The following is a 13,315-nucleotide window of genomic DNA, read 5'->3' on the forward strand; positions in this document are numbered from 1 at the left end:
GAGTTGCAAAGGGTCAGGGTTGTGCCGGCGTGCGTTGCACGACCTGGCGGATGTAATCCTGCAGGCCGAGGATCATTTGCCGGCTTAAGGCGAGTTGATCGCGGAGGGTGAAATAATCCGATCGAGCGTCTGCTGCGAGTTCGGCGCTGCCTGCATCAGCCAGGCCGGAGGCTTCGGCGGTGGCGGACACAGATCCGGAGGCAGGACAGGTGGCGCGGATCCGCAGCCGGCCAGTACCATCGCCAACAGAGCGGCGCAGGCGGTCGTTTTCAGTGAGTGCATTGCTCAATTCCGTGGTGTTTCGTTGATCGATCGCGTCTCGCTCGGCGAGCATTTCGCCACTGAGGCGCGCCGCTTCGCGCAGGCCTTTCACTTCCGATTGCACGCTGCCCAGGTCTTTCAGCGCGTCATCGCGCTGGTCCACCACGCGCATGAACCAATACAACGGCACCAATGCGGTGATCAGCATCACGATGAGGGCGAGTCGGAACGGCGAAAGAGTCATTTCAGGCAAAGCTCCATCTCGGCCAGCCGGCGGTTGTGCAGGCCACGGATAAAGGTCTTGCGACCATCGGCACCGGTCACATATGCCCACACCGGCGTCGTGCCGTCAGAGGCCCAGGCCAGTGCTTTGCAGCCCTCGGCAATACGTCCCGCGTTAATCAGGCCGACGGCGCGGCTCGCGCACGTCGTGGGCATGCCGAAGTTGTGGCCATGGCTGCTCAAGGCGTCAAAAGTGTTCTGCCCAATCGCCTGATTGGTCAGGCAGTCCGCCAGGCTCAGTTGCCCCTTCGCGATGACCAGGCCTTCAACTTCGGCGCAGCGCGCATCGGACCAGTAGTCACCGACTACGACCGGTTCCGGGCTGGTATGGCGGGTGATGCCTTTGCAGACAGTCGGCAATCCACCGGCCAGCTTGTCGGCATAGACGACGTTCTGGCCGTTGCCTTCCCAGTCGCCCAGGAACGCGGTCAACGTGCCGCTGCAGAGCACCAGAACGCCGGCGAATATCTTGTTGCGCAGGCTCATCCCTTCACCTTCCAGTCACGCAGCATTTGGCGGTACTTGGGGACCAGCAGCAGGATCTGCAGCACCATGTAGAAAGCGGTCAGCATGTAAGCCACTGCCGACCAGTCGACAGCACCTGTCACACCAGTGGCGGCGACGCCGATGGCGGGCGAAGCTTTTACCAGGGCAATGGCGGTGTCCTGAGCAGCCTGATTCGTACTCATCGGCGAAGTCCTTTTTCGGTGAGGGTTTGGCAAGGGACGCAACGAGTCATGCCGCCCAGTGCCTGGCGCGCTGGCGGGATCTCCTTATCGCAATCCTCGCAATGGGTGAGGCTTGGCCCGCTCGCTCGCGATTTGGCCAACTGGGCCGCAATGGCTTGGTCGCGTTGTCGCTGCTCCAGAGCCTGCGCACGATCGAACGGGCAGACCATTACGTCAGGCCTTCGATTTCAGCAGCAGCCAGGTACGGCACACCGTTGATCTTGATGAAGTCCGGACTGGTGACGTCGAAAGGCACCTTGTGGGTGTTCTTCGCGCCGCCCTTGGGATCGATGCTCAGCAGGCTGGATACGCGAACCTTGCAACCGAACGCCTCGATGCGCAGTTCCTCTTCGCCGGCCTTGGCGAAGAACACGATGTCGAACGGTTCCAGCTCACGGAAACTTCCGGATGTTTTCGCCTGCTCGACCAACAGATTGAAGTTGGTGGTGTCCAGCTCCAGTTCGCCCGCTGCAGCGACATCGCCATCAACGTGGCCGTTTGGCACGCCCTTGGTCTGGGCCACGGTGCTGTTGTCCGTGATGTCCAGGGTGCCGGCCTCAACGTGAACGAGCAGATCGCCCAAGTTCACGTCGAAGTTCTTACCGCCAATTTTTGCGGCCATGTATTACTCCGAATCCGTTACGGAAAGATCGAGCGCGATGTTGGCGGTCAGGTCTTTCGGGCAGTTGAGGGGGCGCAGCTTTAGGTAGGCCACGACAGAGGTTTTGCTTGTCCAGGTCAGCACGATGTCGCCGTCCTTGGGCTGCTCGATCTCGCCAGGGAACACCTGACCGGCGAACTTGGTGGACTTGGCCATCGCACGCAGTGGGGCCATGAGCTTGGAAGTGGTGGTCGCCATGCTGTTGGCCGAACTGTTCAGGCTCCGATCGCCCACATAGCGAATCAGCAGGATTCGGACGCGGCGGGCAGCCTTGTCGACGACACGCAGGTTTTCGATCACCTGAAAGTCACTGCCCGGGGCATCCAGCAGATTGCCGTCACCCCAGTAGGTGCCGGGATAGTCCGGGTAGGTCTGTGGCACCGACAGGCGCGCTGCGTCCAGTTGTGTCAGTACGGCCGACGTCAGTGCTACGCCGTCCAGATCCTTCGGCTCAGCGCCCAGGCCCACTACTGCGCCGGTCGCAACGCGCATCGGCGTGTCTGCCACGCTCACGGAAGCGTTGGCCAGACGACCGGCAAGAACGCCCAGGTTGTTGCCGTGCAGTTGAGGTACCGGCAGGACCCGAGGCGCAGCCAGGCCGTCGACGATGGCTTTCTGTTCGACGACGTAGGCGCTCCAGGTCAGCTGCGGTGCGATGCCAGCAGTGGCGGCCATCACAAAGATGCGGCGGCCCAGCTTGTTGCTCAGGTCAGTGGCCGCAACGTGCATCGCTGACAGCTCGGCTTGGGTGGTCGACGGCTTGACCACCACCACCGCTTCAAAGGAATAGGTGCTGGTCGCGCTCTCCAGCGCCTGTTGCCACGTGATGTCATCTGCGATCGGAGCGGCCACGCAAGCCCAGCGATCGCCGCCGTTGCTGCGCGCCGCCAAGATTTGGGTTTTCAGGTCGCTGTCCGGAACGCCCAACTGGACATCCAGATCGCTCTGGGTATCGAGGGGGACCAGCTTGCCGACATTCTTGGCGGCGGGACCGATGAACAGGAAATAGCGTTCGATCTCGGTCACGGCACCCTGGCCGAGGTTGAGATTGTTAACGCTGACTTTGCCGAGTGCCATAAAGCGGTGCCTCGTTAGCGGGGAGAATTAAGGATTTGTTGCAGCACCAGATTCACCAGTTGGCTGGTTTCACTGTCGCTGGCACCGAGGAACTGACGTGCAGGTAGCCGGATGTCCCAGCTTTGCGCGCCGGCAGATTCGGCTCGTTGGTCGTCCAGGACGCGGATCAACAATCCCGCCCGGGCGTAGTTCAGGTGTTGCTGAATCCACGCCACGGATGGGCGTGTCAGGGTCTTTTTGCCGGTCTGGCGGGTTTTAAAGCCCAACCGGCGCAGGCTCTTGGCCTGCTTTTCAGTGGCAGCGGTACCCGGAGGGACCTTGTTCCACTCTCGCATCTGCGCGGCGGTGCGCCGTTCGGACACGCCGTTGTGTTGCTGCGAGGCAACCCAGCGGGTCAGGGTGTTACGCCAGCCCAGTTCGGCCTCGTTTCCGCTCAGGCGGGTGACATCGAGCAGCTTGCCCAGTCCCGCCTCCATCTTTTTCTTGCCCTTTGACGTGTCCTTGCGGGCTACAAACGGTGTGCCGTCCAGGTTCTGCTGGTTGCGGATGCGCTGGCGACTGAGGCTGCGCACGCGCTTGGCCACGTTGTTCAGCAGGCGCTTGCGCTTGGGCGTCGGCAACTCCATCAAAGCCAGCAGATCCTGGGCTTCGAGCATGCCGCGAATGTCCAGATCAAAGGCCATGGCCGGTCACCTCGCCGGTTTCCGCAACCCACAGTTCGAATGGCACGAATGACCAGGTCTTACCGAAGGCCTCGATCTCGCCTTCCAGATCCTCGGCCAGGTACTGGGCTTCGGTGAATTGAAGTTTGATGTCGACGTCGGCCAGGTCGTTGTCGAGCATGACCACGTCGAAGACGACATTGGGCAGACCGTCACGGTCCTGGTCGTGGGTTTCCAGCCAACTGCCCACCAAGGCAAACAAGCGGGCCGGGTGATCCGCGAAGCGCTCGATGGAAATTGTCGCGCCGTAGTTCATGTCACCCATGTGCATACCCTGGGTATCGGGCTTCCATACCAGTTCGACTTGTACCTGGTCGGTCCAGCTGTCGAGCTGTTCCGAGGCGACCAACTGGCGCTCCAGCAGGTACTGGGTCAATGCCTTCAGCTTGATCACAGCAGCACCGCCGTGATGCGCCCTCGGCCCTGCAGTGATCGGACGGCTTGCTGGCTGAACTCCAGAAAAGTTTCGCCGCGCTCGGGCAATTCTTTGCCAATGTTTTCCGCGCTTTCGCGACGATTTACGGTGGCGAACTGGGTCAGCAAACTGGCCTTGGCCCGGCAGTACACGGCGCGCTTGTATGTCGCTGTGTGAAATGTGTGCTTTGGCAGCACCATAGGGTCAGCACATTCCACGCAGGCGATGCCCATTTTCTGCCATTGGCCTTTGCGCTTGGCCAAGTCGCTATTGACCTCGCACATTGCTGTAGTCAAATCAGTGACCAGCATGTCCACCAGGTACTCCGCCGGCAGGCGGTAACCCTTCTGGAACTCGGTCACGGAGAGGTTCGGCCAAAAGCCGTCGTTCTCGATCACCTGTTCCACAAGGGTCGTGGGTTTCCCGGAAAAGCTCATTGCTGGGCACTCGAATAGGGGCGGGAAAACTGTTTCAGTGGGTCAGGGCCATAAATGGTTGGCTCACATCCACAGTTTCTCGCCGGGGGGGGTAGTCGGGTTATTCGGAGGCTTTGTTAGCCAGTTCTTTTGCCAGGGCCTTGCGTGCGCCCTCAAGGCGGGTGCCCACACCAACAGCGGCGTGCAACTCGGTGGCGCGTTCGAAGTGGGTGATGGCCTTCGTCCATTCCCTGGCGGCCAAGGCGCGGATCCCAAGCAACTTGTGGTACTTCGCCGGAATCTGCTCGGTCAGTTGCCATTCGCCATCGACACGCGGCAACAGGTCGGACACATACGGCTCTGGACTGCGCCCGGCTTTCTGCTCGGCCTCGGCCCACTCGAGCACCGCATCCGCGACAAACGTCTGCACGTCACGACTGAAGCGCTCAGGCATCGGCTGGTTTTGCTCCATCGCGAAGTTCGCCAGATCAAGACCCGCCTCGAATTGCACCGTGTCGAACAGCCAGACCAGGACCTGCATCACTACCGAGTTCGGGAAACTCAATCCGGAATCGCGGTAGCGCTGCACGTAGTCCTGGTACTTGGGCAGCAGCTCGTCACGCTTGAGCTGCTGTCGCAGTTCGCGGCTGTTAATCGCGCTGACGCGTTCCAGGTCCTGCGCCAATGCGTCTTCCATCAGCCTCAGGTGTTTCTTCGCGTTGGCTGGGCTGGACAGCGCGGTGGCGGATGAATACGCCACTGCTTCGGCACCGGCGCGCGCAGCGACTGGACCTTCGGCCAGAGTTCGGCGCTTGTGCGCCAGTGCCAGACTCATCAGACCAGCTCCACGTTTTCAGTCATCGCGAACTTTTCAAGCTGCTCGATCACATAGCCTTCGTTACGGCTGTTGTAATCCTCGACGCGAGAGCGTTTGGGGTTGTCGATGGTTTGCTTGCGCCAGCTGGAGTCCTGGAAGTAGATCGACAGGTTGTCGAAGCTGGTGACCATGACGCCGTTGACCGGGAAGAAAGGCACGCTAAAGCTCGGCAGACCGCCATAGGTCGCGATGACCTGAGCGTCTTCGATGCGTTCTTTTTCGGTCGGAACATCGCCTTGCTTGGCGTAAAGCTTCGCCTTGTCGGCGGCCAGCAGATCGCTACCGATGATGGCGATCAGATCACCGCCGTCACGCAGACGCTCGTCGACCATCTGCTTGGTGTCGTGCACGAGGGCGTCAAGGTTTGGGTAATCACCGCCCTCGCCCAGCGTGACTTTGCCGGCAGTAAGACCTTGGGACATGACCTGCTGCGGGATCTGCTCGCGAGCGATCTGCAGCCAGCCTTTGTTGACGTCCTGCAGCATCGGGTGGGCGACGATATCGGTCTGCGCAGCAGCGCTGGTGCCGTGGAAGCCGATCATGATGCGATCGAGCGCGATCTGTTTCTGCACAGCAGCAGAGTACTTCTGATGGAAGTCCGGGAATTTCGCCCAGGCGTCGATTTTCGCGTATGGCAAGCTGACGTCGGACTCGGTGGAAAACAGCTCGTAAGTGTTTTCGTCGAGCGCCGAGCCGTCCTTGGCTTCACGATCGGTGGTCTTGGTGTTGGTGCGTCCGGTCACAGGACCGGAAACGCCCAGGAACACTTTCTGACCTTTGATCTCGCTCACGCCAATGACGTTGATGCGCTGCAGGAAGTCCGATTTGGCAGTGATCGCCTCGTTCAGCTCTTGAGCGACTGTCGGTTCAACGCTGAACATTTTGCTCGCCAGCTCAACGCCGTAGTTCTCGGCGATATCGAGCTGCATCTGCGCGAACATTTTCGCGCCATAAGTGCTAAGAGACTGGGCCATGTCAGAGCACCCGCGCTTTAGATTTGTCGGCAGGGCCGGTGACGCGAGGAACGGTGCGAGGGCTGACGGTGTTGAACGCCTTGTTCAGCAGCTTCTCGATGCTGGCCAGGCGCTTGTCGGTATCGCCGCCTTTACGGGCGAACTCACGGTCGGTTGCGGCCTGGTCGACGATGTCCTTAACAGCGGATTCAACATCGTCGACTTCGTCAACGATAGGATCTACGACGTCTTCTGTGACGGGTTCGATCACGGTCTGAATGCCTGCAGCAACAAGCAACAGTTGCTCCAGCAGTGCCTTCAGCGCCTTGGCTGTAGCTTCATCCATTGGGGGTTTGCTCTCGGTTGGGGTTTGCGGGGATGCGGGGGTTTCTTCGACGCCGAAGCGCTTGAGCAGCCCCGCGAACAACGCGACAAACTTGTTCAGTTCGCCTTGCGGTGGATCGTCGCGTAGGGGACCAAGCTCGTGAGAGGCGGCGAAGTACGCGGCCTTGCTGGTCTTGTTCGAAAAGTAGAGTTCTTGAGTGCCCAGGCTGGCCGGCTCATCGGTGACACCCAGGCCAGTCAGATAGGCTTTACCGGTGTTCGCGAAGTTGGGCGTGATTTCGATGCTGGTGAACAGCTTCTCGCCCTGGTCGTTGAGCCACAGCAATTTGTTGTTAGGCTTCAACTGCGCCTCGAGGGCAATTTGCCCCGGGGCCAGATCGTCGCCTTCTTCCACCAGGCGCACCGCGAAGACAGTGCCATGGGAGCCCGGCCACCGTTCGTGGTCGCACCAGATCACAGCCGTGTACAAAGACGGCTTGTAGGTCTCAGCGATATCACGCAGTTCCTGGGGAAGGATCTCGCGGCCATCTACGGTCGGGCCGCTGGTGGCGACACGTTTCCAGAACGAAACAAGGGAACGGGGCATGGGCGATAACTGCGCTCAATCGGTGATTTGAGCCGCCACGATATTCACCGACAGACCACCAAACAAACGGTTAACTTTTGCTTTGGTCCTATATCGCCGATATAGGTGGATGGCGGAATTTAACCTCGCGTTTCAAGCGTTTTCGCCGCATAGACTGCGGCCATGCCATACGCCCCCGAACTTAAAGAAGCTGCCAAACGTCTCTATTTACGCCGCTGTAAGCCGCGTGAAATTCAGGCGCAATTGTCCCTGCCCAACATCCGGATCGTTTACTACTGGATCCGCCAGGGTGAGTGGGACGATATGTTGTCGGATGAAGAGCCGCTGACAGCCGTTGGCCGGCGAATCACCCTCCTCCTGGACAAATCCACATCGCTGTCCAAAGGCGATCTGGACGAACTCGACCGTCTAACCACCGTCCGCGAACGACTGTTAAAGCAGACGACAAAACCGGCGCCGGTTTCGGTTGGAGATCCGCCGGCGGATGATGGCCAGCGTCGAGAAAATCAACGCAGTGACCGTCGAGAGCGCGGCGATCGCAGCGACAAAGGCGGGAAAAAGCGCGAGAAGAAAGCCAAGAACGAAGTCGGCGATCTAACGGAAGTGGACTTCCTCGACAAGTTCATCAGCAAGATGTACGGCTATCAGAAAGAACTGTTCGCGGCGAAGCAGAACCCGCTGACGAGCCGGATCCGGAACATCCTCAAAAGCCGCCAGGTGGGTCTGACCTACTACTTCGCCGGCGAAGCGTTCATGGACGCTGTGCTCACCGGTGACAACCAGATTTTCCTGTCGGCCAGTCGCGCCCAGTCCGAGATTTTCCGCAGTTACATCGTGTCGTTTGCCCAGGAGTGGTTCGGCCTGGAACTGACCGGCAACCCGATTGTGTTGAGCAAAGACGGCAAGCCGTGGGCCGAGCTGCGCTTTCTGAGCACCAACAGCAGTACCGCCCAGGGTCACCATGGCCATGTGTACGTCGACGAATATTTCTGGATTCGCGACTTCGAAAAACTGAACACCGTCGCCAGTGCCATGGCCACCCACAAGAAATGGCGTAAGACTTACTTTTCCACGCCCAGCGCAGTGTCGCATCAGGCCTACCCGTTCTGGACCGGCGAGAAATTCCGCAACAGCAAACGCAAGAACGCCAAGGATCCGTGGCCCAGCGAAGCACAAGCCGCAGCTGGCTCGCTGTGTCCGGACGGGCAGTGGCGCAAGGTCATCACCATCCTCGACGCCATCGCCGGCGGCTGTGATCTGTTCGACCTCGAGCAGCTGCAGCTGGAGTACGACGAAGACAAATTTCAGCAGCTGTTCATGTGCAAGTTCATCGACAGCACGCAGAGCGCCTTTTCCTTGGTCGACCTGGAGCGCTGCTATTCCGATCTGTCGTTGTGGGCCGACTACGACCCCGACGATCCGCGACCGTTCGGCAACAGCCCCGTGTGGATTGGCTACGACCCAAGCCGCACCCGCGACGATGCCAGCTGTGTGGTCATCGCCCCGCCGCTCGAGGACGGCGCCAAGTTCCGGATTCTGGAAAAGCACAGCTGGCGTGGCCAGTCGTTCAAGTACCAGGCCGAGCAGGTCAAAAAACTCACCGAGCGCTTCAACGTCCAGCACATCGGTATCGATACCACCGGCATCGGCTACGGCGTGTTCGACCTGGTGCGCGACTTCTATCCACGTGCGACTTCAATTCACTACAGCCTTGAGACGAAAAACACTCTGGTGCTGAAGGCACAGGACACGATTCAGGGCAGCCGCATCGAGTGGGACGCTGGCTGGAATGACATCGCTCAGGCGTTCCTGACGATTAAGCGCGGCACCACCGGCGGCGGGCAAGTGACGTACAGCGCATCGCGTACCGACGCATCCGGCCACGCCGACATTGCTTGGGCAATCATGCATGCCCTGGCCCATGAACCCCTCAACACCAACAAGCAGCGGCGCAGCCGCTACACACTCAGCGGATCAAGCACCAATGGGCAAACCAGTAAAAAACCAGCCGCAAAAACCAGCACCAGGTCCGATGCGGGCGTTTTCATTCGGTGCACCGGAGCAGGTTCTGACCGAGAACATCGGCCATTACCTTGGCGTGTTCGCCAGCCACGACGGAAAGACCTACACGCCGCCGGTGTCCCGCCAAGGCCTGGCCAAGCTGCTGCGCGCCAACGCTCATCACGGCGCCATTCCCGGGTTCAAGCGCAACCTGCTTCTGCGCGAGTTCATCGCGTCTGAGGGTTGTTCGGTTCAAACCATGAGCCGTGCGGGCTTGGATTTCATGGTGTTCGGCGAGGCGTACTTTCTGCGCAACCGCAATGCCTTTGGCCAGGTGCTGCAAATGGAGCATCTGCCGACGATCAACATGCGGGTCAAGGTGGGTGGCGGATTTGTAATGCTGCTGCCGGACGGCAAGCAAGTGGAGTTCGAGGAAGTTGAAGTCGAGCACGTCATGAATTACGACGTGGAACAGAACGTCTATGGCGTGCCCGACTACCTGGGCGGCATGCAGGCGCTGCTGCTCAATGAGGCCGCTACCCTCTTCCGCCGCCGCTACTACAGCAACGGCGCGCACGCCGGTTACATCTTCTACACCAACGATCCGAACCTGACCGAGGAGGACGAAGAGTCTCTGCGCGACCAGATCAGTGCGAGCAAGGGTGTGGGTAACTTCCGCTCGATGTTCGTAAACATCCCGGGCGGCAGCGAGAAGGCGATCCAAATCATCCCGGTTGGCGACTTCCAAGCCAAAGACGAGCTGGAGAAGGTCAAGAACATCACGCGTAACGACGTGATCGCCGCGTGGCGGATGAACCCAGCCCTGGCGGGCATCATTCCGGAAAACAGTGGTGGCTTCGGCGACATCGAGAAGATTGATCGTGTGTACACCAGCAATGAGATCCGCCCGATCTGCCAGCTGTTCGACCAGTTGAATGACACGTTGCGCGAAGACAGGAGAATCAGCTGGAGAACGCCAAATCAAGAAGCAAAAACCACTGAATAAATAGACAGTAGTAGGTGATTATCACTATAGGTGACGGCATAATGATGGCTCTGAAACCCTGGGGAGGGAACCATGCGAATTTACTGCACTGCCTGCGACTACAAAGGACGTATCAGTTCACGGGAGGAAATTACTCGTGGCTATGTGAAGCTCTACTGCCAATGCCTGGACGCGAAGTGCGGGCACACTTGGGTATCCGAACTTACATTCAAGCATTCCTTGAGACTTCCAGCCCAACACCTCGACACACTTCTTCTAGAGAGAATCAGAAGTTTGCCGCCGGATCAGCAGCAAGAACTATTCCTGCAGGTCGGCTCTTCGCAACCAGGCTGACCCAAGTACCCTGTTCGCAACCTCCCCGACGCGACCCAGCCTCCCCGTTCTCGTGGCCCCACTGCACATCTCTCAACATCTACACCGTAATGCCTGCATCGCAGGCATATAAGCCGCCTACACGATCTGAGCTGATACCCACAATTCTGGCGCGGCGGAACCCGCGTAGCGGCCGGTGGTCTGACAATTTCGCCCCAAAAATTTCAGCCGCGCCGCCCGATCGTGCCCGCGACCGCCGCTCGCAAATTTCGATTGCACCTCGGCGCGCCCAATTACCGCTTTTGACGCCCGCTGGATCCACGGCACTGAGTGCCGGGTATCCAGCACCGGGTGCAGGGCACTGCCCTGCCGCTGGGCGGGCGCGCAGCCCGCGATCCTCATAAAAAGCTGAGCGCAGCGAACTGAGCCCTTGGGCGAAGGCATCATCTTGTACCCAACACACTGACCCTGTGGACACCTCGAAAGCCTCTTTTTATACCCAACGGGGGTGCTGAGGGGGGTATAAAATTCCATTTAATTCAAAGGCTTTCTGGTTGCCCCGTTTGCGCGCCGGCGGCGCGGCTAAATTGCGCTGTAAAGGAGACGCACGCATGGCCGATTGCCGCCATGGCGATGCACGGCGGAAGGTTGGGTGCAGAGATAAGGTGTTTTATCGACTGCCAGACGTAGCCTGGCCTCGCAGGGGATGCGATCGTTTCGGGGGGCTAGGTGTCTGTCTTGACCTGGATGCTGCGCATCAGACGCGCCAGAGATTCGTCCACGCCACCTGACCTACTGTCGGGTGCCTGGGAAGCCCTAACACGACCGGGTGAATTGACCTGCTCTGGCATCTCCCCCTGGCTGTGAGCCACCTTGCGTGCCTCACTACGTTCCCAGTTGGTACGTGACTTCTCGCGCCGTAAGGCTTCCAGAGACGCCTTCTCCTGACGCGCTAGGCGAAGCCCGCTGATGTCACGCAGCTCCTTTTCACGCTTCTTCAGTGCGGCCTTTTTCGCCCGGTGCCAGAGGTACCGTACACCGAGGTCAGCAAAGAACTTTTCAGTGAATCGCACCAGGACACGAGTTCGCACCAGGTTAAGTCCAGCTTCGTCCTTTTCATCCAAGCGAATTTTCTCGACGCGCCGGTAAACATAGTCGGCCAGTTCCATGCTGTGCAGCAGGCGATTGAAGGACGCAGCAGAGACGCCGCTATCCTCTGCGACACCGCACTGGGTGTTGAGGAAAAACTGCCCCCGCTCGACGTCGAGCCATCCCATAACGCCTGTCGCCAGATCCAGGCGTAGAAGCATCTGCTCGGCAACCTTAGCCAGCGCATCGAATTTCTCAGAGCGTGTACGGCGGCCACCATGAATGGTGTCCAGATCGCGTAGGTACATACCGCGCAGGTCGCCGATTTGGCTCAGGCGCTTGAACGCCATCCGCAGAAGGGGGTTTTTGAGCTGCTGGCCAGTCAACCGGCGGGGAGCGGAATACCGGGGTGCGCGAGCAGGCGCTCGCAGAGCCGCGTGGGGATCTTTCTTGTCGCGATGCACAGCAGTAGGTCGGCCCTTTCTGGGGCCGGCCTTGCGGTCGCTCGTTCGCGATTTGATGTCCTTATCCGGCGGAGTCACAGGCGGGTGTTCACCTGTTGCAGGATAGGTTTCTGGTGCTGCTCGAGCAGCACGTCTTCGGCACGCGAGCGAAGCTCACCGCACCGCGCTTCGACTGACCGGAGCCTATCGACAAAGCTAGGTAGCTTGTCGATGTCTTGGAGGTCGATATGACCGTCTGCAAGGATCTCGCTGCCCAAGGCAACTGTATCGCCCAGTCTGGCCACGAGCAGGCCGAACGCACACAGCGGATTACCGTCACCTTCCTGCTCGCGTGCGCCAGTCAGACCGTGACGACTAGCAAGTTCATTGATGCAATCGTCTTTGAATTCGCCGTCAAGAGCTTCTACCCAAGCCTCTTCAAGCCAGCACGGCAAATCTACCTCACCGTTGAGCCAGCGGCCAACACGACGCAGCCAGGCCCCTGATGCTCTCAGAAACGCCGACGCGTCGTTGCCCTTGGCCAGCTCGTCGAAATCGGGCACGTCCTTGCTAGCAGCCTTGTCTGGAACGATGCGATGCAGGCTGCTGCTCAGTAACTGGGCAAAGTCGTCCTGGCTGAAACCGGTGCGCGCGATCATTTCAACGGCATGGGCCACCAGCACCTGATCACGGGACGTGGACATCTGTCCTAGATTGGACGTGTTCATACGAGCTTCTGCCCAATAACCTGCGAGTCACCACCAGCGGTCCCGCCCCCTAACTGGGGGGCAGGAAGAACTTTGTTTGATGGAAATGGGCGCAGTTCTTCAGCTGTGTAGGAGCCATCATCATGCACAGACACGATGATTTTCCGACCCAACCTGATTGCCTTATGTACGGCAGCGGGAGTGACCCCGAAGGCTTCCGCAACCGCTGCCTGACCAATTTTGGCGGCTAATTCAGACAATGAGATTTGATTCATAACAGGGCATCTCTGGGTAGACGCCACAATATTAACCTGAGGTATCGTCAGCCGCAACAAAAAAGATACCTACGGTATTCTTACGATCTCTTTAATAAGAAACCTTGGGTATTTCAAGAACGGCCATTAACGATGCCGCAGGTAAATTATTTTAATTTA

Annotated in this window: 18 protein-coding genes; 3 read left to right on the forward strand and 15 right to left on the reverse strand. The window is 59.2% G+C overall.

The features are described 5' to 3' along the window. Positions 1-13: 13 nt before the first annotated feature. The 12 genes from ICA16_RS16150 to ICA16_RS16205 form a co-directional block, all read right to left on the reverse strand. Positions 14-505 (reverse strand): lysis protein, encoded by a 492-nt coding sequence (locus ICA16_RS16150; RefSeq protein ID WP_210701015.1) that lies wholly within the window; start codon positions 503-505, stop codon positions 14-16. Continuing rightward, on the reverse strand, positions 502-1,029 hold the full coding sequence (locus tag ICA16_RS16155; protein WP_210701016.1) for a lysozyme: 528 nt from the start codon (positions 1,027-1,029) through the stop codon (positions 502-504). The genes ICA16_RS16150 and ICA16_RS16155 overlap by 4 nt, the downstream gene beginning before the upstream one ends. Then, positions 1,026-1,232: a hypothetical protein gene (locus tag ICA16_RS16160; protein WP_210701017.1), complete on the reverse strand. Its 207-nt coding sequence runs from the start codon at positions 1,230-1,232 to the stop codon at positions 1,026-1,028. Before ICA16_RS16160 ends, ICA16_RS16155 begins: the two co-directional genes overlap by 4 nt. Next, the gene (locus ICA16_RS16165; protein ID WP_210701018.1) at positions 1,229-1,441 is read right to left on the reverse strand and encodes a TraR/DksA family transcriptional regulator; all 213 of its coding nucleotides are present in this window, start codon (positions 1,439-1,441) and stop codon (positions 1,229-1,231) included. Before ICA16_RS16165 ends, ICA16_RS16160 begins: the two co-directional genes overlap by 4 nt. Then, positions 1,441-1,893 carry a phage protein gene (locus ICA16_RS16170; RefSeq protein ID WP_210701019.1) on the reverse strand — a complete coding sequence of 151 codons (453 nt, stop codon included), beginning with the start codon at positions 1,891-1,893 and terminating at the stop codon, positions 1,441-1,443. The genes ICA16_RS16165 and ICA16_RS16170 overlap by 1 nt, the downstream gene beginning before the upstream one ends. A 3-nt stretch (positions 1,894-1,896) precedes the next feature. Beyond that, complete coding sequence (locus ICA16_RS16175) at positions 1,897-3,009, reverse strand: DUF2586 domain-containing protein (RefSeq protein ID WP_210701020.1); 1,113 nt, start codon at positions 3,007-3,009, stop codon at positions 1,897-1,899. A 14-nt stretch (positions 3,010-3,023) separates the two neighbouring features. Continuing rightward, positions 3,024-3,692, reverse strand: a complete 669-nt coding sequence (locus tag ICA16_RS16180; RefSeq protein ID WP_210701021.1) for a phage virion morphogenesis family protein — start codon at positions 3,690-3,692, stop codon at positions 3,024-3,026. Then, positions 3,682-4,125: a phage tail protein gene (locus tag ICA16_RS16185; RefSeq protein ID WP_210701022.1), complete on the reverse strand. Its 444-nt coding sequence runs from the start codon at positions 4,123-4,125 to the stop codon at positions 3,682-3,684. Before ICA16_RS16185 ends, ICA16_RS16180 begins: the two co-directional genes overlap by 11 nt. After that, positions 4,122-4,583: a head completion/stabilization protein gene (locus ICA16_RS16190; RefSeq protein ID WP_210701023.1), complete on the reverse strand. Its 462-nt coding sequence runs from the start codon at positions 4,581-4,583 to the stop codon at positions 4,122-4,124. The genes ICA16_RS16185 and ICA16_RS16190 overlap by 4 nt, the downstream gene beginning before the upstream one ends. Positions 4,584-4,683: 100 nt before the next feature. Continuing rightward, positions 4,684-5,397 carry a phage terminase small subunit gene (gpM, locus tag ICA16_RS16195; RefSeq protein ID WP_210701024.1) on the reverse strand — a complete coding sequence of 238 codons (714 nt, stop codon included), beginning with the start codon at positions 5,395-5,397 and terminating at the stop codon, positions 4,684-4,686. After that, positions 5,397-6,413, reverse strand: a complete 1,017-nt coding sequence (locus ICA16_RS16200; protein WP_210701025.1) for a phage major capsid protein, P2 family — start codon at positions 6,411-6,413, stop codon at positions 5,397-5,399. The genes gpM and ICA16_RS16200 overlap by 1 nt, the downstream gene beginning before the upstream one ends. 1 nt (position 6,414) lies before the next feature. Beyond that, the gene (locus ICA16_RS16205) at positions 6,415-7,323 is read right to left on the reverse strand and encodes a GPO family capsid scaffolding protein (protein ID WP_210701026.1); all 909 of its coding nucleotides are present in this window, start codon (positions 7,321-7,323) and stop codon (positions 6,415-6,417) included. A 162-nt stretch (positions 7,324-7,485) separates the two neighbouring features. Here ICA16_RS16205 and ICA16_RS16210 point away from each other — a divergent pair, with 162 nt between their 5' ends. The 3 genes from ICA16_RS16210 (at position 7,486) to ICA16_RS16220 (ending at position 10,663) form a co-directional block, all read left to right on the forward strand. Continuing rightward, positions 7,486-9,564, forward strand: a complete 2,079-nt coding sequence (locus ICA16_RS16210) for a terminase large subunit domain-containing protein (protein WP_210701027.1) — start codon at positions 7,486-7,488, stop codon at positions 9,562-9,564. Further along, positions 9,461-10,330, forward strand: coding sequence for a phage portal protein (locus ICA16_RS16215; protein WP_210701028.1), 870 nt, complete (start codon positions 9,461-9,463; stop codon positions 10,328-10,330). The genes ICA16_RS16210 and ICA16_RS16215 overlap by 104 nt, the downstream gene beginning before the upstream one ends. Before the next feature lie 72 nt (positions 10,331-10,402). Then, positions 10,403-10,663 (forward strand): ogr/Delta-like zinc finger family protein, encoded by a 261-nt coding sequence (locus ICA16_RS16220; RefSeq protein ID WP_210701029.1) that lies wholly within the window; start codon positions 10,403-10,405, stop codon positions 10,661-10,663. A 704-nt stretch (positions 10,664-11,367) separates the two neighbouring features. On the opposite strand, the gene ICA16_RS16225 is transcribed toward ICA16_RS16220, so the two are convergent. From ICA16_RS16225 to ICA16_RS16235, 3 genes are all read right to left on the reverse strand, one after another. Further along, positions 11,368-12,081 (reverse strand): hypothetical protein, encoded by a 714-nt coding sequence (locus ICA16_RS16225; protein ID WP_210701030.1) that lies wholly within the window; start codon positions 12,079-12,081, stop codon positions 11,368-11,370. Between the two features lie 188 nt (positions 12,082-12,269). Continuing rightward, positions 12,270-12,902, reverse strand: a complete 633-nt coding sequence (locus ICA16_RS16230; protein ID WP_210701031.1) for a hypothetical protein — start codon at positions 12,900-12,902, stop codon at positions 12,270-12,272. Next, a complete protein-coding gene (locus ICA16_RS16235; RefSeq protein WP_210701032.1) occupies positions 12,899-13,156 on the reverse strand; it encodes a Cro/CI family transcriptional regulator in 258 nt (85 codons plus the stop codon). The genes ICA16_RS16230 and ICA16_RS16235 overlap by 4 nt, the downstream gene beginning before the upstream one ends. Positions 13,157-13,315: the final 159 nt, after the last annotated feature.

Origin of the sequence: Pseudomonas anatoliensis (genome assembly GCF_017976235.1) — a bacterium.
In the GTDB taxonomy this organism is placed as follows: Bacteria; Pseudomonadota; Gammaproteobacteria; order Pseudomonadales; family Pseudomonadaceae; genus Aquipseudomonas; species Aquipseudomonas anatoliensis.